The organism is Enterobacter sp. MGH85, from assembly GCF_001037655.1.
Lineage (GTDB): Bacteria > Pseudomonadota > Gammaproteobacteria > Enterobacterales > Enterobacteriaceae > Enterobacter > Enterobacter intestinihominis.
In genome coordinates this window covers 338205-361681 of record NZ_KQ089925.1, presented here as the reverse complement: position 1 = coordinate 361681, position 23477 = coordinate 338205, and the positions used below count along the sequence as shown (strand labels likewise).

Sequence of the window (23477 nt, the reverse complement as noted above, 5' to 3'; positions counted from 1 at the left end):
GAAAAAGGGAATTAAACAATCTGCAACGTGCCCTGACGGAACTTACGCTGGTAAACCACGGTAGTCAGCGCCATTGGGATGATAATCGCCACCGCCATCGCCAGCGCAAACACCTGCCAGAATGAAGGCTGAATGGAGAGGATACCCGGCAGGCCGCCGACGCCAATCCCGTTTGCCATTACGCCGTTCAGGCCGCACAGCAAGCCCGCCAGACCGGAGCCGATCATCGCGCAGAGCATCGGGAAGCGATATTTCAGGTTGATACCGTACATCGCCGGTTCAGTGACGCCGAGGTAGGCGGAGATAGCAGCCGGAACGGAGATCTCACGCTCGTTGTGCTTACGGCTGACGATGATAATGCCGGTTACCGCCGAGGCCTGCGCAATGTTAGACAGGGCGATAATCGGCCAGACCGGCGTGCCGCCGAGGCTCTGGATCATCTGCATATCGATCGCCAGCGTGGTCTGGTGCACGCCGGTGATCACCAGCGGAGCGTACAGGAAGCCGAACAGTGCGGCGCCAATCGGTGCGAAGCTGCCGGTCATCAGGTGACGGACCGCGAAGGCCACGCCGTCGCCAATCATGCGGCCAAACGGACCGATAAAGGCATGCGCCAGGAACACCGCCAGGATCAGCGAGCAGACCGGGACCACCACCAGATAGAGATAGTCCGGCACGATGCGCTTCAGACGTGTCTCAATAAAGCCCAGCGCCAGACCCGCCAGCAATGCCGGGATAACCTGCGCCTGGTAGCCCACTTTGGCGATGGTAAACAGGCCGAAGTTCCACACCTCTGGCGTTTGCTGACCAAGTAAGTAAGCGTTCATTAACTGCGGAGAGACCAGCGTCACGCCGAGTACGATTCCGAGAATGGGCGTTCCGCCCATCTTGCGCACCGCTGACCAGCAGATCCCGACCGGCAGATAGAAGAAGATGGCTTCGCCAATCAGCCACAGGAAGTCATAGATGCTTTGCAGCGCCGGGTACATCTGCGCCAGGGTTTTGCCGTCGCTCATTGGCACATCGCCGATGACGTTACGGAAGCCCAGAATTAAGCCCCCGCTGATCAGCGCCGGCAGCAGTGGGAAGAAGATCTCCGCAAAATGGGAAATCAGCTGCTCATGCCATTTCATATTCTGGCGCGCTGCCTTCTTCGCCTGCTCTTTATCGGCGGAAGAGTGCCCGGTAGTCGCCAGCAGAGCCTGATAGTAATCGCCCACTTCGGTACCAATCACCACCTGGAACTGCCCGGCGTTGGTGAAGCAGCCTTTAACCATTTTCAACTCTTCAATGGCTTTCGGATTGGCTTTGGCCGGATCGTTCAGCACGAAGCGCAGGCGGGTAATGCAATGGCTGACGGTGGCGATGTTCTCGCGTCCGCCGACCAGGACGATCAGCTGATCGATATCGGCTTGTTTGACTTTACTCATCATGAAACCTCATGACAGATGGTGAAAGGGGTTATGACCTGTGCGCAAGCCTACTCCTTCAACGTGACGGCGAAAATGGGAACGTTCCCGAAATCGGGCGAAGATCACAATAATCCGTTTAGCGGGGGCTATCTGGATGCGTTTCTTGATATGTGTTCAAGCGCGAGTATGCCCTTTGAGATTTATGTCTGAAGCTTACGGGCCTGTGAGGGGAGTGATATAAAAATATTCTAAATTCATGAGGTTAATAGTTAATATTTTTGAAGAAATACCGGGTCAATATCTTAAAAATACGTTTACCAGACCTAAACGTGATCTGGTTGGAACATTCATATCGTGTTCAGGCATAGGCTGCTTTCAAATTGCTAAAAAAGTCTGGGGCGCGTATGTACGGAAACAACGAGATCATCAGTTATTTACAGGCCAATAAAATACTTGCGTTAAAGCTCGACCATGCTATTACAGGTGTAAGTGAGCAAGTTAAAAATCAGGTGGATACGATAAGTAAAGGCGCGACTCGTCTGTTGTATTACACCTCATGTTTCACCGATGAATACAATGACGTTTGCCAGAGACAAAAGACCGAAGATATACGTTTCAGGGATGCCGTTTATAAGGTGCTCAGTGGCGTTGATGTCGCCTATAACATGCTACAAATCTACTTTGAAGAAATTTTCAAAAACAAAACCTCAGACCAGTTAGAATACATCAAGCAGCGCCTGATGGCCGTAAATGTTCATGTTGCAGCAGTTACTCTCACAGGTGCTGGATTTACATTAGCTGTCGCCTCTTACGTTCGACTTGGTTTAAACCTCAGTCTCGAACTCAGCGCCATTGCAGGAACATGGGCATCCCGGGGTATTGCCCTTATAGGTTTTTATGGTGTCGTGCAGAAAGCTGCAGATAGTGCTTATCGACTGCATATTCAATTCCCTGCCTATTATTCTGCACTTTATGCGCAAGGACTGGAAATGCTCTATTTTCTCATTGAGCCGATATTTCATCGGGCGGGCGCGATGAAAGCGCAATGGGCGTAGAATGACCAAATTGCAGACATCATTAGCAGGATGATCCAATAGTCATGCTGAACTACATAAAACGTTTTTTACGTTGGCAAGGGAGAACTTTCTTTTCAGTTTACGGCCCAACCGCGCTAACAATTATATTCGCCATTATTCAGGCTCATTTCTTTCCAGGAAGCCCAGTCTGGCCAGTCGGGGTTTTCTTCATTGCCGTAATGATTATTTTTGGCCGTTATATAAAAGGCTGAACACTCCAATATTGATATCAACTAATAAGGAAATTATATGTCTACTCCCGCACACTTATGGCTTGAAGATGAGAACGGTTCGCCGGTTGTCGGCAGCTGCATGATACCGCTGCGCCTGGGCTCTATTGAATTAAAATCATTCTCTCACGGTGTGACCATCCCGGTTGACTCCCATTGGGGAAAACTCACTGGTACTCGTGTTCACCGCCCAATCACAATAATTAAAGAATTCGATCAGACAACTCCCCTTCTGTACCGTGCGGTGTGCGAAGGCCGAACAATGAAGAAAGCGACAATCAAAATGTACCGTATTTTGGACTCAGGGATCGAAGCCGAGTATTTTAACATCATTCTTGAAAACGTGAAGTTCACAACGGTAGCGCCATATCTGTCACCCAACGGCACGAGCAGTACTCACCTCGAAACGCTCGAATTGCGCTATGAGGCGATCACATGGAAGTATATGGAAGGCAATATCCTATATCGTGATTCATGGAACGATCGCTGTTGTGCATAATATCGAAAGAAATGGCGCAGGAGACATTGATACGCTAATTGATTTTCTGCTCCCTGCGCTTACTTTTCTTTCTGACACGTTCTACGACAGGCGGGCTGGAATAACGATCTGACGGGGCTCGGTACGCCCGGTAATTTGCTCGATCAGCTGCGCGGCAGCCTGCCGGCCAGACTCGGCATAACCCGGGTCAACGCTGATAATCTCCGGGTGTAAGAACTTCATCAGCGGCGTGCTTCCCACGCTCGCTAACTGCAGCTCCCCGATGCGTTGCTCCTGCAAATATTTGCTCGCACCCAATGCAAGGGTATCCGTGGCGCACACCAGGGCGGTGGTTTGTGCAGTCAGCACGCTGGCGACCTGCTCATATCCCTGTTTCATACCCAGCCCAGGCAGCGCGGCCACGGCGGGGAGATTGTTTTTTTTACAAAATGCCAGGTACGCTTCATGGCGACGCTTGCCGGTGGTGATGTCGGCATGCGGCACGCCGAGATAGCTGATATGCCGATGGCCCTGTTCATACAGGCGCTGCATCAGGATCACGATTGCCCCTTCGTCATCGTAACAGACAGAGGCAAACCCGCTGGCGTCGCGCGCCAGCAGCACCAGAGACGGCTGCCAGGGTTTAAGCATGTCCTCTTTAAGGCCGGTAAACCCGAACAGCACTACGCCATCAATGTTGCGGCGCTGAAGCATACCGAGATGCTCCTCCACCATTTGCGCCGAGAACTTGCTCTCCATCATGATCGGATCGTAGCCCTGCTCGTAGAACGCGGGCAGCATCGTCTGTACGGCGAGGTTTTCGGAGAGGGAATCCAGACGCGAGACAATAATGGCGACCACTTTATCGCTCTGCCCGCGCATGGCGCGCGCGGAGCGGGAAGGGGAAAAACCGTGCTGATTCATCACCGCCTCGACGCGCTCGCGTGTGCGCTCGCTGACACCGCTTTCGTTGTTAAGCACGCGTGAGACGGTCGATTTCCCCACGCCGCTTAAACGCGCGATGTCTTTAATCGTAAGGCGGTTCTGCATGCTGTATTCCCTGTAACAACGATAAAATAATCAGTTGAGCCTAATGCTATCCTGCGAATTCGCTATGGGCAAAGTCTGGTTTACGTGCGGTTTATTTACGAGGGGGTATCATACCGCCCGAATAGTCACAAAAGGTATGGTTAAATCCTTATACTGCGCGACGACATCCCATTTTTAACTTACCGGAGGCCACATGGATCCCGATCCCACACCTCTCCTGACCAGGAGAAAACCTTCTTTCCGGTAAGCCAGCCTTTTGCTGTCTCACCGGCGTGAGGCAGCAACGTTCATACGTTCCTGCTTGATAAATTAAGTGCCTGACAGGTACGGCTCTGCCACGCCTGCGGGAAAACTGCGTCCGCCTTTGCGGATGCGGGGGAATGACTATGCTGAAAAATATCACCCGGCAGCTGTTCGCGCAGCTGAGCCGCCACCTGCCACATCGCCTGATTGCGCGCGATCCGCTGCCAAATGCCAACACCCTGGCGGGCGCGGAAATCCCCGCTTCCCTGACCGAGCGCTGCCTGAACGTGGCGGCGATGGATGAAAACGAAGTCTGGCGCGCCTTTGGCGGCCACCCGGAAGGGCTGAACGCGCAAGAAGTGTCAAAAATCCGCGAGGAACATGGCGATAACCAGATCCCGGCGCAAAAACCCTCTCCATGGTGGGTCCACCTGTGGCTCTGCTACCGCAATCCGTTCAACCTGCTGCTGACGGTGCTCGGGATTATCTCTTACGCCACTGAAGATCTGTTTGCCGCAGGCGTAATTGCCCTGATGGTGGGGATCTCCACGCTGCTTAACTTTATTCAGGAAGCGCGCTCCACCAAAGCGGCGGATGCGCTGAAAGCGATGGTCAGCAATACTGCCACCGTGTCGCGCGTGATTAACGACCTCGGCGAAAACGCCTGGATTGAACTGCCCATTGACCAGCTGGTGCCGGGCGATCTGGTGAAGCTGGCGGCGGGGGACATGATCCCGGCGGATTTACGCATCATCCAGGCGCGGGATCTGTTCGTCGCGCAGGCGTCACTCACCGGTGAATCCCTGCCCGTAGAGAAGGTGGCGCGGACCCGCGATCCGCAGCAGATGAACCCGCTGGAATGCGACACCCTGTGCTTTATGGGCACCACGGTGGTCAGCGGCACGGCGCAGGCCATTGTCACCGCTACCGGCGGCAACACCTGGTTTGGGCAGCTTGCCGGACGCGTCAGCGAGCAGGAGAGCGAGCCGAACGCATTCCAGAAAGGCATTGGCCGCGTCAGCATGCTGCTGATCCGCTTTATGATGGTCATGACGCCGATTGTCCTGCTGATCAACGGCTACACCAAAGGTGACTGGTGGGAAGCGGCGCTGTTCTCCCTCTCCGTGGCTGTCGGCTTAACGCCGGAAATGCTGCCGATGATTGTCACCTCCACGCTGGCGCGCGGGGCGGTCAAACTCTCTAAACAAAAGGTGATCGTCAAACACCTCGACGCCATCCAGAACTTTGGCGCGATGGACATTCTTTGCACCGATAAAACCGGCACCCTGACCCAGGACAAAATCGTGCTGGAGAACCACACCGATATCGCCGGAAAGACCAGCGAACGGGTGCTGTACAGCGCGTGGCTGAACAGTCACTACCAGACAGGGCTGAAAAACCTGCTCGACGTGGCGGTGCTGGAAGGTGTGGATGAAGAGTCTGCCCGCATGCTCTCCGGCCGCTGGCAGAAGGTGGACGAAATTCCGTTCGACTTTGAACGGCGCCGCATGTCGGTGGTGGTCAGCGAGCAGCCGGACGTACATCAGCTGATCTGCAAAGGGGCATTGCAGGAGATCCTGAATGTTTCCACGCAGGTGCGTCATAACAGCGAGATCGTGCCGCTGGATGAGACCATGCTGCGCCGCATCAAACGCGTCACCGATAACCTGAACCGTCAGGGGCTGCGCGTGGTGGCGGTAGCAAGCAAGTTCCTGCCCGCGCGGGAAGGGGACTACCAGCGTATCGATGAATCCGATTTGATCCTCGAGGGTTACATCGCATTCCTCGATCCGCCGAAAGAGACCACCGCGCCGGCGCTGAAAGCACTGAAAGCGAGCGGGATCACCGTCAAAATCCTGACCGGCGACAGCGAGCTGGTGGCGGCCAAAGTGTGCCACGAAGTGGGCCTGGACGTGGGCGACGTCGTGGTGGGGAGCGACATTGAGCACCTGTCCGACGATGAGCTGGCCGAGCTTGCCCTGCGCACCACGCTGTTTGCCCGCCTGACGCCGATGCATAAAGAACGCATCGTCACTCTGCTGCGTCGTGAAGGGCACGTGGTGGGCTTTATGGGCGACGGCATCAACGATGCGCCAGCCCTGCGTGCGGCGGATATCGGTATCTCCGTGGACGGCGCGGTGGATATCGCCCGCGAGGCGGCAGATATCATTCTGCTGGAAAAGAGCCTGATGGTGCTCGAGGAGGGCGTCATCGAAGGGCGTCGCACCTTCGCCAATATGCTCAAATACATCAAAATGACCGCCAGCTCCAACTTCGGTAACGTCTTCAGCGTGCTGGTGGCGAGCGCCTTCCTGCCGTTCCTGCCGATGCTGCCGCTGCACCTGCTGATTCAGAACCTGATGTACGATGTCTCTCAGGTCGCCATCCCGTTTGATAACGTGGACGACGAGCAGATCAAGAAGCCGCAGCGCTGGAACCCCGCCGATCTGGGGCGCTTTATGCTGTTCTTTGGGCCGATCAGCTCCATCTTTGACATTCTGACCTTCTGCCTGATGTGGTTTGTGTTCCACGCCAATACCCCGGAACACCAGACGCTGTTCCAGTCCGGCTGGTTCGTGGTGGGGCTGCTGTCCCAGACCCTGATTGTGCATATGATCCGCACCCGCCGCATTCCGTTTATCCAGAGCCGTGCCGCATGGCCGCTGATCGTGATGACGGGCATTGTGATGGCGCTCGGGATCGCGCTGCCGTTCTCGCCGCTTGCAAGTTACCTGCAACTTCAGGCGCTGCCGCTGAGCTACTTCCCGTGGCTGGTGGCGATCCTCGCGGGTTACATGGTGCTGACGCAGATGGTCAAAGGGTTCTATAGCCGTCGGTATGGATGGCAGTAACGGCAAGCCCGGTGGCGCTGCGCTTACCGGGCCTACGATCCGAACGTAGGCCGGGTAAGGCGAAGCCGCCACCCGGCAGCTGGCTTTCCTCCCAAATTCAACAACCTGTGATCTCCGTCAGCGCATTCGCTTGACGACAATTTGAGCGCATGTTAACAGAATGTTTTGCCTTTATTTGGCCCGTCAGATAAGGAACATTCATGTTACGGTACAGCCTCTTAACCGCCGGGCTCATGCTCGGCGCCTCCACCTTTGCCGCCCCGGCAGGCGACCTTCCCTTAATGCCCTGGCCTGCGAAGGTTGAACGCCCGACCACGCAGGGTGCGCTGGTGCTTAACAATCAACTCACCGTGAGCGTCAGCGGCGACGATCTGGGGGATGCGGTCAACCGCCTGCGCCAGCGCATCGCCCTGCAAACCGGCTGGACGCTACAGCCGCAGGCCGAAAAACCTGACAAGCCAACCATCCGTATTTCCATCGCTAAAAAAGTGAAGCCGCAGCCGCTGCCGGACAGCGATGAGAGCTATAAACTCACGGTGGACGCCAACGGCGTAAATATCTCCGCCAACACCCGCTTCGGCGCGCTGCGCGCCATGGAAACCTTGCTCCAGCTGATGCAGAACGGTGCCGAAAACACCTCGATTCCGTGGGTTACCATTGAAGATTCGCCGCGCTTCCCGTGGCGCGGGCTGCTGCTCGATTCAGCGCGCCATTTCATCCCGTTACCCGATATCAAACGCCAGATCGACGGCATGGCCGCGGCTAAGCTCAACGTCCTGCACTGGCATTTGACGGACGATCAGGGCTGGCGCTTTACCTCGAAGCGTTATCCAAAATTAACCCAGCTTGCCAGCGATGGGCTGTTCTACACCCCCGAGCAGATGCGCGAGATTGTGCGTTACGCTGCCGAGCGCGGCATACGCGTGGTGCCGGAAATTGATATGCCGGGCCACGCCTCGGCGATTGCCGTCGCCTACCCGGAGCTGATGAGCGCGCCGGGGCCGTACGCCATGGAGCGCCACTGGGGCGTGCTTAAGCCAGTGCTGGATCCCACCAAAGAGGCGACCTATACCTTTGCCAACGCGATGGTCAGCGAACTGGCGGCGATCTTCCCGGATCCGTATCTGCATATTGGCGGCGATGAGGTTGACGACAGCCAGTGGAAAGCGAACGCTGCGATCCAGAGATTCATGCGCGACAACAAACTGGCGGACAGCCATGCGTTGCAGGCGTATTTCAACCGCAAGCTGGAGACGATCCTTGAGAAGCACCACCGGCAGATGGTTGGCTGGGATGAGATCTACCATCCCGATCTGCCGAAAAGCATTCTGATCCAGTCCTGGCAGGGACAGGACGCGCTGGGGCAGGTGGCGCAGAACGGTTATAAGGGCATTCTCTCAACCGGTTTCTACCTCGATCAGCCGCAATCCACCGCCTACCACTACCGCAATGAAATTGTGCCGCAGGGGCTGAACGGCGTGGATGTGATAGCGGACACCGACAGCGTCCAGAGCTGGGCTTTCTCCATGCCGCGTCTGAAAGGCAAGCCGGTGGAAGGCAGCTTTACGCTGGTGAAAGGCGATGCCGGGTGGCGTGGATTTATTGATTTTGCCGGGAAATCGCGTCGGGCGGTGGATAACATTCAGTGGCGGGACGACAACCAGGTAACGTTTACCGTTGATACCTGGATGGGTGAAACGCGTCCGGTCGTTTCTGTTGAGAACGATAAGCTCAGCGGCTATTTCCTGGTGGGTAACGCCCGCTACCCGATCGACGGCACGCGTCTGGACGCGGTGCCAAAAGGCATACCGCCGGTGGTGCCGGACCCGGCGAACGAGGCCAATCTGCTCGGCGGTGAAGCCGCGCTGTGGGCGGAAAACGTGGTCGCGCCGGTGCTGGATATCCGTCTGTGGCCGCGCGCCTTTGCGGTGGCGGAGCGGCTTTGGTCGGCGAAGGACGTCAACGACATCGACAACATGTATACCCGGCTACAGGCGATGGACAGCTGGTCCACGGTATCGGTTGGGCTACAGCAGCATACCCAGCAGCAGGTACAGTTCACGCGCCTCGCTAATAATGCGGATACCTTGCCGCTGCAAATCCTCGCCCAGGCGCTTGAACCGGCGCAGTATTACACCCGCCAGCATCTTAAGTTCCAGGCCGGAAACTATCATCAGTTTGAGCCGCTCAACCGGCTCGCTGACGCGCTAAACGCGGAAAGTGCGACCGTGCGTCAGATGAATAAATGGGCTGATCGTCTGGTGAGCGATGCGGAAGACACGGAGAGCGCCGACGCGCTGCGCCACGTCTTTAACCGCTGGCAGAACAACACCAGCGACGTGCTGGCCTTGAGCGAAAACAGCTATCAGTTGAAGGCCATCAAACCGGTAATTCAGGAGGTGGACAAGCTGGCCTCGATTGGCCTGCGGCTGACGGATCTGGTGGCACGTCAGGGAACGCTGGATGATAAAGAGATCGCGTCGATCCAGAGCGAACTGGATAACGCGGCGAAAATCCAGGACGAGGTGGTGATTGCGGCGGTTTACCCGCTGGAAACGCTGCTGCGTGCGACGCAGAATCAGTAGAAAAAAATACCCCTCACCCCAACCCCTCTCCCCATAGGGGCGAGGGGCACTATCGGTACCCTCTCCCCTTTGGAGGGAGGGCCAGGCGAGGGGGCTCTATCGGTACCCTCTCCCCTTTGGAGGGAGGGCCAGGCGAGGGTGCTCTATCGGTACCCTCTCCCCTTTGGGGAGAGGGTTAGGGTGAGGGGTAAGGTTTTTCCACTCAGTTCTTCAACACCCACGCCTCTTTCCAGTGCGCGCCAACGCCAGGCTCAAACTGGTTTGCGGTTGGGCTGTACTGCACGCAGTAGCCGCTGTACGGGAAAGGCTTACATTCGTAGGTCTTACCGTCTTTTGGCTGTAGTACCACGGTGCCTGCTTTGTACGAGGCGATATTCTCCGGGAAGGTAAAGTCGTGGTGGCCGGTGCTGTCCGCAGCCGCATCGCTTTCCAGCATCAGGTTCAGCACGTCCTGGGCGAACATCGTGCCGTCTTTATTGGTCGCGTAGTATTTCAGCATATGGTGTCCCGCCGTCACGTCAGTCAGCGTCATGGTCACGTCCTGATTGACGTTGTTCATGTCCTGCTTCAGGTAACCTTTTTCCGCACCGTGGTGGTTCATCACGTGTGCTTCAAAATTAACGTCACCCTGTGTGTTGACGTGGAAGGTGACGGTCGCGTTGCCATGTTCGATTTTGCTGTATTGCAGATCGGAAACGGCGATGGTCTCGCTCACCTGCGCTTTTTGCTCTTCATAGGAGATGGCAACGGATTTCAGCGTGCTGCCCTCTTTCACGAATACGCTGTTGGCGCCGTGAACCGGGCTGATGTCACCGGCTTCATCTTTAACACCGACGCGGACATCGCTCTGAGCGGTGTTGATCTTCTGCGCCAGATCGTAAGACCACTGGTTAGCGTCGCCTTGTTCAGCAGAGCCGATGGTCATTTCGGTACGCATGGCGGTCACTTCACCGTTGGCGTCGAAGAAGCGTGCGATAACCTTATCGCCCACGTTCAGGTTATTACCGGCAATCTGGCCGCTCAGGGTTTTGCTCCATTCGGAAACGATCGCAGGCGTTTCGTCCGGGGTTACGTTGCCACCATTCCCGAAATCAACGTCAATGGCCTGATAAAAGCTATTTGAGGTGTCCGCAATTTCCCACACGCCGTAAATAACCTGGTAGCCCGTACGCGCAGGAACATTGCAAGTCATAGATTTTGTTACGGCTGGTGCCTGACTATTTCCGTTGATCGTACAGAATGGAGTTAATTCAAATTGATCGCGAGTCAGCGGCTTATTTGGATCCCAATTTTGTTTGGTGATGTAATAGCGCCAGTTAGTGGTTTTATGCGGTGCAGTATGATGCCAGACGAACTCATGCGGGCCTGCTGTTATCGGGTTTTTGGTCCAGGCATTCTGGCTTTGCTTATCCAGCTGAGAATACTGGGAAATACCTGCACTGGCGAGCTGGCCGTCCGGCGGCATAGCGCCGGTCGGGAAACCGGAAGTTTTTTCCACGCTCTGCGGTTCATACTGTACAGCGCCGCAATCAATATTTTGGCCAAGCTTACACATATAGGCGCGGCTGGCTGGTGATTCAATATAGCCGTGAGCAAATGCCGACGATGCAACGGTCACTGTCGCGAGGGCAAGTGCAATTTTTGAAAGTTTCATTACTCATCCATTATTAGAGAATATTACCGGGTGGAGAAGCTTAATAATGGACGGTGCGATTTGTCATTTTATATGGAGAGTAAAAATAGTCGAAATAAAAAGGACAGCTAAGCTGCCCTTTCTTAATTGAATTGAATTAGCGACGTACGGCAATCGCTTCAATTTCAATTTTCACGTCTTTTGGCAGACGCGCCACTTCCACGCAAGAGCGAGCCGGGAAGGTCGCGTTGTGCTCGGTGAAGAACGCTTCGTAAGTGGCGTTAACGGTCGCGAAATCATTCAGATCTTTCACGAACACGGTGGTTTTGACGATATCGCCCACTTTCAGACCGGCAGATTCCACGATCGCCTGCACGTTTTCCAGCGACTGACGCGCCTGCGCCGCTACGTCGGCTGGCACTTCACCGGTTTTTGGGTTCACCGGGATCTGACCAGAAGTGATGATCATGCTGCCCAGATCAACGCCCTGAACGTATGGGCCGATAGCCGCTGGTGCATTTTCCGTCGCGAGTACTTTGCTCATTTTTTCTCCAGAATTACAGCGTTAAGAATGTTCCCGGCCATTATAACAGCCGGGATTTCATTACCAACCTCAATTAGTTGGCCAGCACCACATAATGAGAAAACTCTTTTTCGCAGTATTTGCATTTGAGTGCGATGTCATTGGCGCGTTTTTTCACTGCGAAACTGGAGGAAACCGGCTCAGCATGACTGATGCAGTTGCTGTTCGGGCAGACCAGCACGCTTTCGATGCGATCCGGCAGGCTTGGGCGGGATTTGCCCACCACGTCGTAATCGTCGATGCGGTTAACCGTGGCGTCCGGCGCGTACAGCGACAGCTGGTTAACCTGCTCGTCGGTCAGGAAGGTGTTCTCGATTTTGATCAGGTCTTTACGGCCCATTTCGCCCGACGGCAGGTTCAGGCCGATGGTGATGCGCTGGTCCGTTTCGGTCAGTTTGAACAGCGTCAGCAGCTTAAAGCCCACCTGCGCAGGGATGTGGTCAATCACGGTGCCACGCTTGATGGCTTCAACCTGGAGTTTGTTATCGTGTGTCATGGTCGTCTCCCCTTACAGAGCTAATTCGCGATTCAGAACCAGTGCCAGTAACGCCTGGCGAGCGAAGATGCCGTTTCCGGCCTGCTGGAAGTACCAGGCGTGCGGCGTTTTGTCCACGTCTGTGGTGATCTCATCGATGCGCGGCAGCGGGTGCAGCACCTTCATATTGTCACGCGCGCCTTCAAGGTCGCTGGCGCGCAGCACGAACTGCGCCTTCACGTTGGCGTACTCGGACGGATCCAGACGCTCTTTCTGCACGCGGGTCATGTAGAGAATATCCACGTTGCCCATCACCTCTTCGATACTGGCGTGCAGGCTCCACGCGATGCCTTTCTCGTCCAGCATGTCGAGAATGTACTGCGGCATCGCCAGCGCGTCCGGCGCGATAAAGAAGAAGCGGTTGCCGTTAAATTTCGCCAGCGCCTGGGTCAGGGAGTGGACGGTGCGGCCATATTTCAGGTCGCCGACCATGGCGATGTTCAGGTTCTCAAGCGTGCCCTGCGTCTCCTGAATGGTGAACAGATCCAGCAGGGTCTGCGTCGGATGCTGGTTGGCGCCGTCACCGGCGTTCAGTACCGGAATGCCGCCGGAAAACTCGGTCGCCAGACGCGCCGCGCCCTCCTGCGGGTGGCGCATCACAATCGCGTCAACGTAGGTACTGATAACCGAAATGGTATCCGCCAGGGTCTCGCCTTTTTTGCCCAGCGACGTGTTGCTGCTGTCCGAGAAGCCCACCACGCTCGCGCCCAGACGGTGCATGGAGGTTTCGAAGGAGAGGCGGGTGCGGGTCGAGGCTTCGAAGAAGCAGCTTGCAATCACCTTGTGCTTCAACAGCTCCGGTTGCGGATTGGCCTTCAGTTTTGCCGCGGTTTCCAGAACCAGTTCCAGCTCTTCGCGGCTGAGGTCGTTTATGGAAATGATGTGTTTTTGATAAAGCGGATTCATGTTTATCTCCTGACGCCGGGCAAAAAAAAGCCCCTCAAATGAGGGGCTCTGGGAATAGGTTTAGCAACGGGAAGAAAAACGGCAGGCCAGCGTCTGATTTCAGACGCGGTAAGACGTTATGTCGTACACGCTTGACCATGCTTCCTCCCGGCAAATTGTCGGGCATTATACGCAGCTCGCTTTTGGGATCAAGCGATTTAATGCACGCTTTACTCAATGCAAACGGTTCTTTGTGAATATTAATGCGTTCTGAGTAAATAATTAATTTGCTTATGCACCAGCGCGGTGCGCTTCACTACGCGGGGCGCGACCCAGACAATACTGCTCCCGGCCACTACACCTAAAATTTCCGGTAACTGGTGATAATCCAGAATACGCGCCACCGCGCGGCCATATCCGGCGACGGTATGGATAAGGATAAATTCGCTGTTGTGCTCCACGCTCACCACCATTTCAGAGACCGTACGCGCCGCGTCGGGGGCCGGGCGCAGCTGGGGATTCAGCGAATAAATCTTTAGCCCTTTGGCATTGCGAATTTTTATGACACCAAGCAACTTGAGCAGACGTGAAACGGTGGACTGGCTGATGGTCTCAAAACCACGCTCCTGTAAGTCACGGCGGATCTCTTCCTGGGAGAGATAGCTCTTTTCCGCGATCAGACGCTGGCAGACCGTTAGCTGTAGTTGCTCTTTGGGAGAGTACTCTTCGTAATCCATCATAGTTCCCATATCAGTTCCCGAAATAACCGGTGGCACCGCACCGATCCGTAGGCCGGATAAGCGCAGCGCCATCCGGCAAATCACAACAAAGCGCCCAGGCTTAACGCCACCATAATCACCACCGTTAAAATCCCCAGCAGCGGCGCGACCCATTTCAGATAACGCACGTAGGGCACGCGGGCGATAGCCAGCCCGCCCATCACGACGGCAGAGGTGGGAGTGATCAGGTTGACGATGCCGGACGCCGACTGGTAAGCCGTAACCACCAGGTCGCGGTTGACGTTAGCGAAATCGGCAAGGGGCGCCATGATCGGCATCGTCAGAACGGCCAGGCCGGACGAAGAAGGCACAAGAAACGACAGCACCACTTCCAGCCAGTACATCACGTTGATGAACGCCACCGTCGACAATCCGGTGACCATTCCCTCGGCGCTGTGCAAAATGGTGTGGGTAATCATGCCCTTATCCATGATCACTACGATACCGCGCGCGATGCCGATTATCAGCGCGACGCCCAGCAAATCTCGCGCGCCGTTGATAAAGGTTGAGGTCAGCTCCTCTTCGCTCATGCGGGCGATCAGCCCGACGATAATGGCACTGGCGAGGAACACCGCCGAAATCTCCGCCATCCACCAGCCCAGCACCGCCACGCCGTAGATCATCACCGCGAAGGCGAGGGCGAAGATCACCAGGATGAGTTTGCGCACCGGGGTAAATTCCAGCGACTGCTCCCCCTTGTTACCGAGAAAGTGGGCGCGATTTTCTTCCTGCTTATCCGCCACGATCGACAGCGACGGATCCTTGCGCACCTTGCGGGCGTAGCGCATTACCCACGCCACGCAGATGATCCAGCCGATCACCAGCAGCGCGATGCGTAGCATGATGCCGTTGGTGAAGGGGATCCCGGCGGCGTTGGCGGCGATCACCGTGGCGAACGGGTTGATGGTGGAGCCGAGCGTGCCGATCCCCGCGCCGAGCAGCACGGTAGAGGCCGCAACCACCGGATCGAACCGCGCTGCCAGCATCACCGGCACCAGTAAGGTATAGAAGGGTAGCGACTCTTCGGCCATGCCGTAAATCGTGCCGCCTGCGGCAAACAGCGCCATCAGGATCGGGATCATCCACTCTTCGCGGCCGCGCAGTCGGGTGGTGACGCGCTCGATCCCGGCGTCTATCGCCCCGGTTTTAGTGACGATCCCGAGGAATCCCCCGATGATCAGAATAAACAGCGCCACGTCGATCGCCCCGGCCTGGCCGGACTCCGGATCGTACAGCCCGGCAATCGGCGCCATCAGCACGGAGACGAGCCCCTGCGGGTGCGCTGCCACGTGCGCGTAAGTGCCAGCAACCGGCACTTCTTTGCCGAGCGCCTCGTTCATCGCCATATGGTACTGCCCGGCCGGAACAATCCACGTCAGCACGGCAACCACGGCAATCAGAAAAAAGAGAATGGTATAAGCGGAGGGAAATTTGAACTTGCCCATGATGTTCTCCTGAGCCCGGCGCACCCCGCGGCGCGCCGGGCGGTGATTAGTCGCCGAGTGTCGCCACCATGACCGCTTTAATGGTGTGCATGCGGTTCTCTGCTTCGTCGAAGACGATGGAGTTCGGGGATTCAAAGACCTCCTCCGTCACCTCCAGCCCCTTCAGGCCGTACGCCATCTCGATTTCGCGGCCCACTTTGGTATGTTCGTTGTGGAATGCCGGCAGGCAGTGCATGAACTTGACGTTCGGATTACCGGTGGCCTTCATCACGTCCGCATTAATCTGATACGGCTTCATCAGGCTAACGCGCTCGGCCCACGCCTCCTTCGGCTCGCCCATGGAAACCCACACGTCGGTGTAGAGGAAATCGGTGCCCTGCACGCCTTCTTCCACATCGTCGGTGAGGGTGATGCGCGCGCCGGTCTCTTTGGCAATGGCGCGGCACTGCTCAACCAGCCCGGCCTCCGGCCAGAAGGATTTCGGCGCCACAAGGCGGATATCCATCCCCATTTTGGCCGCGCCGACCATCAGCGAATTACCCATGTTGTTGCGCGCGTCGCCGAGGTAGGCAAAGCTCAGCTCCGGCAGGGTTTTGCCCGGAGAGTGCTCCAGCATGGTCATCAGGTCGGCAAGGATTTGCGTCGGGTGGAACTCGTCGGTCAGGCCGTTCCACACCGGCACTCCCGCGTATTCGCCCAGCTCCTCAACGATGGCCTGGCCGTAGCCGCGGTACTCGATGCCGTCATACATGCGGCCCAGCACGCGCGCGGTGTCCTTCATCGACTCTTTGTGGCCAATCTGCGAGCCGCTTGGGCCGAGGTAGGTGACCTGCGCGCCCTGGTCGAACGCGCCCACTTCAAAGGCGCAGCGGGTGCGGGTGGAGGTTTTTTCAAAGATCAGGGCGATGTTTTTCCCGACCAGGGTTTGCTTTTCGCGCCCGGCTTTTTTGGCCGCCTTCAGCTCGATGGCGAGGTCGATCAGGTACTGGATCTCCGCCGGGGTGTAGTCCAGCAGTTTCAGGAAGTTGCGGTTTTTCAGGTTGATGGTCATGGGTAAATCCTTTTTAAAATTAATGTCTAAGACCTTACCCCTCACCCCAGCCCTCTCCCCAAAGGGGAGAGGGTGTAATCGTCCCCTCTCCCCTTTGGGGAGAGGGTTAGGGTGAGGGGAAATGGGTGCTCAGTTACGAATCAACGTGCCTTTCTCGCCCGCCAGGATCTCCGCGCCGTCGGCCAGCGCGCCGATCCCGGCAATGCCGTTGCAGGCTTCAACAAACTCGCGGCAGGCGGCCACTTTTGGCCCCATCGATCCGGCGTCGAACTGCATGCCTCTGAGCAGTTCCGGCGTGACCTGCGCCAGCGGGCGCTGGGTCGGCTTGCTCCAGTCGAGGTACACTGCGTCGGCATCGGTGAGGATCAGCAGGGCATCGGCCTCGATCTGCCGCGCCAGCAGAGCGGCGGAGAGGTCTTTGTCGATCACCGCCTCAATGCCGCGATAACCGTTGGCGTTTTCCACCACCGGCACGCCGCCGCCGCCGTTGCAGATGACCAGGTGGTCGCGCTGAATAAGCGCCGTAATGGCGTCGCTCTCCACGATGCGCTTCGGCTGCGGAGAGGGCACAACGCGGCGGAAATAGGCCCCGTCGGCCTTGAACACCCAGCCTTTTTCCGCGGCCAGTGCTTTCGCCTGGGCTTCGCCATAGACCGGGCCGATGTACTTGGTCGGGTTGCTGAACGCCGGGTCGGCGGCGTCCACTTCCACCTGCGTGAGCAGGACGCTCACCTCGCGCTGGGGCAGATTGTTTTTCAGCGCCTGCTGGAGCATGTAGCCGATCATTCCCTGGCTTTCTGCACCAAGGACGTCCAGCGGGTAGGGGGTGACTTTGTCGTAGGCGCTGTTTTGCAGCGCCAGCAGCCCGACCTGCGGGCCGTTGCCGTGCACCAGCACCACGCGCCATTGCTCCGTTAAGCCTGCGATGGTGCGGGCGGCCTGCTCGATGTTCTGACGCTGGATGTCCGCTTCCAGCGGCTCGCCGCGCTTGAGCAGCGCGTTGCCGCCAAGGGCCACAACCAGAGTGGGTTTTCGTTCCATGATGGCTCCTTTAAATTCCGTCGCGTTCCAGTGGGCAGCTCATGCAGCGCGCGCCGCCGCGACCGCGCCCCAGCTCGTCGCCCGGGATCGGCAGCACGGTGATGCCCGCCTTGTCGTATTTCTCGTTGGTCCAGACGTTGCGCTCGTAGCCGATCACCACGCCCGGACGGATGGTCAGGACGTTGTTGGCGTCGTTCCACTGCTCGCGTTCGGCTTCAAAGGCATCGCCGCCGGTGGTGATCAGGCGCACCTGGTTAATGCCGAGGGCTTTTTCGATGGCGTGCAGCAGGTCGGTTTCCTGGGTACGCAGCAGGCCGCCGCGTCCGTCCGGGGTGAGCGTCCAGCACTGGGCGTCCTTGCGCACCACTTCCGGGTAAACGGAGAAAGTGTCCACGTCGATGTGGGTCATCACGGTGTCGAGGTGCATGCAGGAGCGATGTTTCGGCAGCTCAACGGCGATCACGCGCTCGGCCTGACGATGTTTAAACAGGCTGTTGGCGAGGAACTCCACGCCCTGCGGCGTCGTGCGCTCTGACATGCCGATCAATACCGCCCCGCGGCCAATCACTAATACGTCGCCGCCTTCCAGGGTGGCGTGGTCGTAATTAATATTCTCGTCGCCGAAATACTTAATAAACTCGCCATCGGCAAATGCGGGGTGCCAGCGATATATTGCGCGCAGATTATTGGTTTCGCGCTGACGGGCGGGTTTCGCCATCGGATTAATGGAGACGCCGTTATATATCCAGCAGGAGGTATCGCGGGTAAATAAGTGGTTCGGCAGCGGCTTCATAATAAAATCATTCGCCGTGTGGGTATCGACCACCATATTTTTAATGGCCGCCGGAATTTCACCGTAGGTTAATCCGCCGCTTAATCTGCGCGCCAGTTCCCGGTGCGGCATATCCGCCAGCCAGCCGCGCACGTCGGCGGCAAAGGTTGGTCCCAGGCGATAGTCGGAGATTTGTGTTTCAAGAAGCCAGGCTTTTGCTTCGGCAATATCAAGCGTTTGCGTAAGAAGGTCGGTCAATAGAAGGACTTCCACACCCTGCTCGCGCAGCGTGTTTGCGAAGATATCATGCTCCTCTCCCGCCCGCTCAACCGAGAGCACGTCATCAAATAACAACTCCTGACAATTCGATGGCGTTAAACGTTTAAGACTTAAATTAGGACGGTGCAGCATAACGCTACGCAATTGACCAATTTCAGAACCGACGTAATGCTTTTCCATAATTATTCCTTTAACTGTTTTTCAGAATAAAAAGGGCATGCGCCATGTGATGTGTTTAATTTCATGGCGGCTAAGCTCAATTGATTTCGTGATTCATAGTAGGCGCTTAAATAATGGTTATTGTGACGCTGCTCACGCGAAAACCGATATTGAGCAGTTTATTTTCATTTGCATGATTCGTATCAGATAATGATTAATTTCATATTATTACGGGATGAATAGCTAAGCAGGAACGGGTGGCAATATTTGAGGTTGTTATTGTTTTGTAGAATTACATGTTTTGAAATATTTAGTTATGCTGTTGATTTTAATGAATAAAATTTTTCCTCGAGAATAGCTATGCAATAATGATAGTTAACTATTTTTCACTTAAGAGAAATCGATAAATAATTATGGATTTTTAAAGGAAATAACCGAAGTGATAAAGTGTGATGCAACAACAGGTTTTGTGAGTTACGTTTTAAATTCAGCGAGTTAGATAAGTTGCGTAAAGCTTAGGAAATGAGGTTATGCATAACGACTGCATAAATGCCTTTATGTAATTAACAGTGAATTAACACATTTTCCGATAAACATGCGCTGGCGCAAATCTTGTCTAAAAAGGGCTGGTATAGGAGAGGCGATTCTCGTATAAAAGATAAAAATGAAACAATGTTTTAATTTGAGGGTTGTATCATGATTATTGGCAATATTCATCATCTCCAGTCCTGGCTACCAGAAGAGCTGCGCCAGGCCATTGAGCACGTCAAGGCCCACGTCACCGACGCGACGCCGACCGGCAAGCACGACATCAGCGGCAACAGCCTGTTTTATCTGGTATCGGAGGACATGACCCAGCCGTTCGCCGAGCGTCGCGCTGAATACCATGCACGTTACCTGGATATTCAGATTGTGCTGAAGGGGCAGGAAGGGATGACCTTCAGCACCCTGCCGCACGGCACGCCGGACACCGACTGGCTGGCGGACAAAGACATCGCGTTCCTGCCCGAAGGCGAGCAGGAGAAAACCGTGGTGCTGAGCGAAGGGGATTTCGTGGTGTTCTGGCCGGGCGAAGTGCATAAGCCGCTGTGCGCGGTGGGGGCGCCTGCTAAGGTCAGGAAAGTGGTTGTTAAGATGCTGGTGGAGTAACCCTTACCCCTCACCCTAACCCTCTCCCCAAAGGGGAGAGGGGACTTTACCACCCTCGCCCCTTTGGGGAGAGGGCCGGGGTGAGGGGTTAGCGGACAATATGTGATCCAGCTTAAACTTCCCGCACTCCCTCCTCATCTCCCATTTACCTGCGCTTTTTCTCCGTCATAGTATGATCGTTAAATTAATGAACACTGTTCTATAATGTAGAACAAAATGATTCAGCAAGGAGATCACATGCCGCAGTCCGCGTTGTTCACGGGTATCATTCCCCCTGTCTCCACCATCTTTACCGCCGATGGCCAGCTTGATAAACCGGGCACCGCCGCGCTGATCGACGATCTGATCGCGGCAGGCGTTGACGGCCTGTTCTTCCTGGGCAGCGGCGGCGAGTTCTCCCAGCTCAGCGCCGAAGAGCGTAAAATCATTGCCCGGTTTGCGATCGATCATGTCGATCGTCGTGTGCCGGTCCTGATCGGCACCGGCGGCACCAACGCCCGGGAAACCATTGAACTGAGCCAGCACGCCCAGCAGGCGGGCGCGGACGGCATCGTGGTGATCAACCCTTACTACTGGAAAGTGTCGGAAGCGAACCTGATCCGCTACTTCGAACAGGTCGCCGACAGCGTCACGCTGCCGGTGATGCTCTATAACTTCCCGGCGCTGACCGGGCAGGATCTGACCCCGGCGCTGGTGAAAACCCTCGCCGACTCGCGCAGTAACATCGTCGGCATCAAAGACACCATCGACTCCGTCGCCCACCTGCGCAGCATGATCCACACCGTTAAAGCGGCCCATCCACACTTCACCGTGCTCTGCGGCTACGACGATCATCTGTTCAATACCCTGCTGCTCGGCGGTGACGGGGCGATCTCGGCCAGCGGTAACTTTGCTCCGCAGGTGTCGGTAAATCTTCTGAAAGCCTGGCGGGATAAAGACGTGGCGAAAGCGGCTGAGTATCATCAGACCCTGCTGCAAATCCCGCAGATGTATCAGCTGGATACGCCGTTTGTGAACGTCATTAAAGAGGCGATCGTGCTCTGCGGTCGTCCAATTTCTACGCACGTCCTGCCACCAGCCTCGCCGCTGGACGAGCCGCGTAAGGCGCAGCTGAAAACCCTGCTACAACAGCTCAAGCTCTGCTGAGCCGGACGATAACGATGACCATTGAGAAAATTTTCACCCCACAGGACGACGCGTTTTATGCGGTGATCACCCACGCGGCGGGGCCGCAGGGCGCGCTGCCGCTGACTCCGCAGATGCTGATGGAATCCCCCAGCGGCAACCTGTTCGGCATGACGCAGAACGCCGGGATGGGCTGGGACGCCAACAAGCTGACCGGCAAAGAGGTGCTGATTATCGGTACTCAGGGCGGTATCCGCGCCGGAGACGGACGCCCGGTTGCGCTGGGCTACCACACCGGACACTGGGAAATCGGCATGCAGATGCAGGCGGCGGCGAAGGAGATCACACGCAACGGGGGGATCCCGTTCGCGGCCTTCGTCAGCGATCCGTGTGACGGGCGCTCGCAGGGCACGCACGGCATGTTCGACTCCCTGCCGTATCGTAACGACGCGGCGATCGTGTTTCGTCGTCTTATCCGCTCTCTTCCGACGCGGCGGGCGGTGATCGGCGTGGCAACCTGCGATAAAGGGCTGCCCGCCACCATGATTGCGCTGGCCGCGATGCACGACCTGCCGACCATTCTGGTGCCAGGCGGAGCGACGCTGCCGCCGACCGTAGGGGAAGATGCGGGCAAGGTGCAGACCATCGGCGCGCGCTTCGCCAACCATGAACTCTCCTTGCAGGAGGCCGCCGAGCTGGGCTGCCGCGCCTGCGCGTCGCCGGGCGGTGGGTGTCAGTTCCTCGGCACGGCGGGCACCTCGCAGGTGGTCGCCGAAGCGCTGGGTCTGGCGTTGCCGCACTCCGCGCTGGCCCCGTCCGGACAGGCGGTGTGGCTGGAGATCGCCCGCCAGTCGGCGCGCGCAGTCAGTGAACTGGATAACCGCGGCATTACCACGCGCGATATCCTCACCGATAAAGCCATCGAAAACGCGATGGTGATCCACGCGGCGTTCGGCGGCTCCACTAATTTACTGCTGCACATTCCGGCCATCGCCCACGCGGCGGGCTGCACGATCCCGGACGTTGAACACTGGACGCGCGTCAACCGCCGGGTGCCGCGCCTGGTGAGCGTGCTGCCCAACGGCCCGGACTATCACCCGACCGTGCGTGCGTTCCTCGCGGGCGGCGTGCCGGAAGTCATGCTCCACCTGCGCGATCTCGGCCTGCTGCACCTGGATGCCATGACCGTCACCGGCCAGACGGTGGGCGAGAACCTCGACTGGTGGCAGAGCTCGGAGCGCCGGGCGCGCTTCCGCCAGTGCCTGCGCGAGCAGGACGGCGTGGAGCCGGATGACGTGATCCTGCCGCCGGAGAAAGCAAAAGCGAAAGGGCTGACCTCGACGGTCTGCTTCCCGACGGGCAACATTGCGCCGGAAGGATCGGTGATCAAGGCCACAGCGATCGACCCGTCGGTCGTCGGTGAAGATGGCGTTTACCGCCACACCGGCCGGGTGCGGGTGTTTGTCTCGGAAGCGCAGGCGATCAGGGCCATCAAGCGGGAAGAGATTGAGCAGGGCGATATCATGGTGGTGATCGGAGGTGGACCGTCCGGCACCGGCATGGAGGAGACCTACCAGCTCACCTCCGCGCTCAAACACATCTCGTGGGGCAAAACGGTGTCGTTAATCACCGATGCGCGCTTCTCGGGCGTGTCGACGGGCGCCTGCTTCGGCCACGTGTCGCCGGAGGCGCTGGCGGGCGGGCCGATTGGCAAGCTGCGCGACAACGACATCATCGAGATTGCCGTCGACCGCCTGACATTAACAGGCAGCGTGAACTTTATCGGCACGGCGGACAACCCGCTGACGCCGGAAGAGGGGGCGCGCGAGCTGGCACGGCGGCAGACGCACCCGGACCTGCACGCTCACGACTTTTTGCCGGACGATACCCGGCTGTGGGCGGCATTACAGTCCGTGAGCGGTGGCACCTGGAAAGGCTGTATTTATGACACCGATAAAATCATTGAGGTAATTAACGCCGGTAAAAAAGCGCTCGGCCTTTAATTATTTTTTGAGAGAAAACTGTCTGCGGAAAATATTCCGCGGGCGGTTTTTGCTTGTCTTTAATTTGCTAATTTAAACAATGAGTTGAGATATATCGTTGGCGTCACAAAAG

At 56.9% G+C, this 23477-nt stretch carries 20 protein-coding genes and 1 pseudogene; 9 read left to right on the top strand and 12 right to left on the bottom strand.

Annotated features, from left to right (window positions below; genetic code table 11):
- Window positions 1-11: 11 nt before the first annotated feature.
- Window positions 12-1430, bottom strand: coding sequence for a PTS trehalose transporter subunit IIBC (treB, locus tag SK51_RS01635; RefSeq protein ID WP_022646875.1), 1419 nt, complete (start codon window positions 1428-1430; stop codon window positions 12-14).
- Window positions 1431-1463: 33 nt separating this feature from the next.
- On the opposite strand from treB, the gene SK51_RS25135 reads away from it, so the two are divergent.
- The 3 genes from SK51_RS25135 to SK51_RS01625 all read left to right on the top strand — a co-directional run bounded on the left by SK51_RS25135 (window position 1464) and on the right by SK51_RS01625 (window position 3217).
- Window positions 1464-1622, top strand: coding sequence for a hypothetical protein (locus SK51_RS25135; protein ID WP_155404790.1), 159 nt, complete (start codon window positions 1464-1466; stop codon window positions 1620-1622).
- A 194-nt stretch (window positions 1623-1816) separates the two neighbouring features.
- Window positions 1817-2467, top strand: a complete 651-nt coding sequence (locus SK51_RS01630; protein WP_023305326.1) for a hypothetical protein — start codon at window positions 1817-1819, stop codon at window positions 2465-2467.
- A 270-nt stretch (window positions 2468-2737) separates the two neighbouring features.
- Window positions 2738-3217, top strand: a complete 480-nt coding sequence (locus tag SK51_RS01625; protein ID WP_023305327.1) for an Hcp family type VI secretion system effector — start codon at window positions 2738-2740, stop codon at window positions 3215-3217.
- An 81-nt stretch (window positions 3218-3298) separates the two neighbouring features.
- On the opposite strand, the gene treR is transcribed toward SK51_RS01625, so the two are convergent.
- Window positions 3299-4246, bottom strand: a complete 948-nt coding sequence (treR, locus tag SK51_RS01620; protein ID WP_022646876.1) for a trehalose operon repressor TreR — start codon at window positions 4244-4246, stop codon at window positions 3299-3301.
- A gap of 386 nt (window positions 4247-4632) precedes the next feature.
- On the opposite strand from treR, the gene mgtA reads away from it, so the two are divergent.
- The gene (mgtA, locus tag SK51_RS01615; RefSeq protein WP_048206572.1) at window positions 4633-7341 is read left to right on the top strand and encodes a magnesium-translocating P-type ATPase; all 2709 of its coding nucleotides are present in this window, start codon (window positions 4633-4635) and stop codon (window positions 7339-7341) included.
- 200 nt (window positions 7342-7541) lie between these two features.
- Complete coding sequence (locus SK51_RS01610) at window positions 7542-9926, top strand: beta-N-acetylhexosaminidase (protein ID WP_023305329.1); 2385 nt, start codon at window positions 7542-7544, stop codon at window positions 9924-9926.
- Window positions 9927-10128: 202 nt separating this feature from the next.
- Here the strand turns inward: SK51_RS01610 and gbpA are convergent, their stop codons facing one another.
- The 5 genes from gbpA to SK51_RS23755 form a co-directional block, all read right to left on the bottom strand.
- Window positions 10129-11580 (bottom strand): N-acetylglucosamine-binding protein GbpA, encoded by a 1452-nt coding sequence (gene gbpA, locus SK51_RS01605; protein WP_023305330.1) that lies wholly within the window; start codon window positions 11578-11580, stop codon window positions 10129-10131.
- Between the two features lie 136 nt (window positions 11581-11716).
- Entirely contained in the window at window positions 11717-12103 is a 387-nt protein-coding gene (gene ridA, locus SK51_RS01600) for a 2-iminobutanoate/2-iminopropanoate deaminase (RefSeq protein WP_003863373.1), read from the bottom strand.
- 73 nt (window positions 12104-12176) lie between these two features.
- Window positions 12177-12638 (bottom strand): aspartate carbamoyltransferase regulatory subunit, encoded by a 462-nt coding sequence (gene pyrI / locus SK51_RS01595; protein ID WP_003863370.1) that lies wholly within the window; start codon window positions 12636-12638, stop codon window positions 12177-12179.
- A 12-nt stretch (window positions 12639-12650) separates the two neighbouring features.
- Complete coding sequence (gene pyrB, locus SK51_RS01590; RefSeq protein WP_003863368.1) at window positions 12651-13583, bottom strand: aspartate carbamoyltransferase; 933 nt, start codon at window positions 13581-13583, stop codon at window positions 12651-12653.
- A 34-nt stretch (window positions 13584-13617) separates the two neighbouring features.
- On the bottom strand, window positions 13618-13722 hold the full coding sequence (locus SK51_RS23755) for a pyrBI operon leader peptide (RefSeq protein ID WP_022646880.1): 105 nt from the start codon (window positions 13720-13722) through the stop codon (window positions 13618-13620).
- Here SK51_RS23755 and SK51_RS25130 point away from each other — a divergent pair.
- Window positions 13702-13819, top strand: a pseudogene (locus tag SK51_RS25130) (hypothetical protein). The gene SK51_RS23755 and the pseudogene SK51_RS25130 sit on opposite strands and share 21 nt — an antisense overlap.
- A 3-nt stretch (window positions 13820-13822) precedes the next feature.
- On the opposite strand, the gene SK51_RS01585 reads toward SK51_RS25130, so the two are convergent.
- From SK51_RS01585 to arcA, 5 genes are all read right to left on the bottom strand, one after another.
- Entirely contained in the window at window positions 13823-14302 is a 480-nt protein-coding gene (locus SK51_RS01585) for an arginine repressor (protein WP_003863366.1), read from the bottom strand.
- Between the two features lie 80 nt (window positions 14303-14382).
- Window positions 14383-15786 carry a YfcC family protein gene (locus SK51_RS01580; protein ID WP_003863365.1) on the bottom strand — a complete coding sequence of 468 codons (1404 nt, stop codon included), beginning with the start codon at window positions 15784-15786 and terminating at the stop codon, window positions 14383-14385.
- A 46-nt stretch (window positions 15787-15832) separates the two neighbouring features.
- Complete coding sequence (gene argF / locus SK51_RS01575; RefSeq protein ID WP_003863360.1) at window positions 15833-16837, bottom strand: ornithine carbamoyltransferase; 1005 nt, start codon at window positions 16835-16837, stop codon at window positions 15833-15835.
- 129 nt (window positions 16838-16966) lie between these two features.
- Window positions 16967-17878 (bottom strand): carbamate kinase, encoded by a 912-nt coding sequence (gene arcC, locus SK51_RS01570; RefSeq protein ID WP_023305332.1) that lies wholly within the window; start codon window positions 17876-17878, stop codon window positions 16967-16969.
- A 10-nt stretch (window positions 17879-17888) separates the two neighbouring features.
- Window positions 17889-19109 carry an arginine deiminase gene (gene arcA / locus SK51_RS01565; RefSeq protein WP_023305333.1) on the bottom strand — a complete coding sequence of 407 codons (1221 nt, stop codon included), beginning with the start codon at window positions 19107-19109 and terminating at the stop codon, window positions 17889-17891.
- A gap of 675 nt (window positions 19110-19784) precedes the next feature.
- Here arcA and SK51_RS01560 point away from each other — a divergent pair.
- The 3 genes from SK51_RS01560 (at window position 19785) to yagF (ending at window position 23365) form a co-directional block, all read left to right on the top strand.
- Entirely contained in the window at window positions 19785-20237 is a 453-nt protein-coding gene (locus SK51_RS01560) for a YhcH/YjgK/YiaL family protein (RefSeq protein ID WP_023305334.1), read from the top strand.
- A 237-nt stretch (window positions 20238-20474) separates the two neighbouring features.
- Window positions 20475-21383, top strand: a complete 909-nt coding sequence (yagE, locus tag SK51_RS01555; RefSeq protein ID WP_023305335.1) for a 2-keto-3-deoxygluconate aldolase — start codon at window positions 20475-20477, stop codon at window positions 21381-21383.
- Window positions 21384-21397: 14 nt separating this feature from the next.
- On the top strand, window positions 21398-23365 hold the full coding sequence (yagF, locus tag SK51_RS01550) for a xylonate dehydratase YagF (RefSeq protein ID WP_023305336.1): 1968 nt from the start codon (window positions 21398-21400) through the stop codon (window positions 23363-23365).
- Window positions 23366-23477 lie beyond the last annotated feature (112 nt).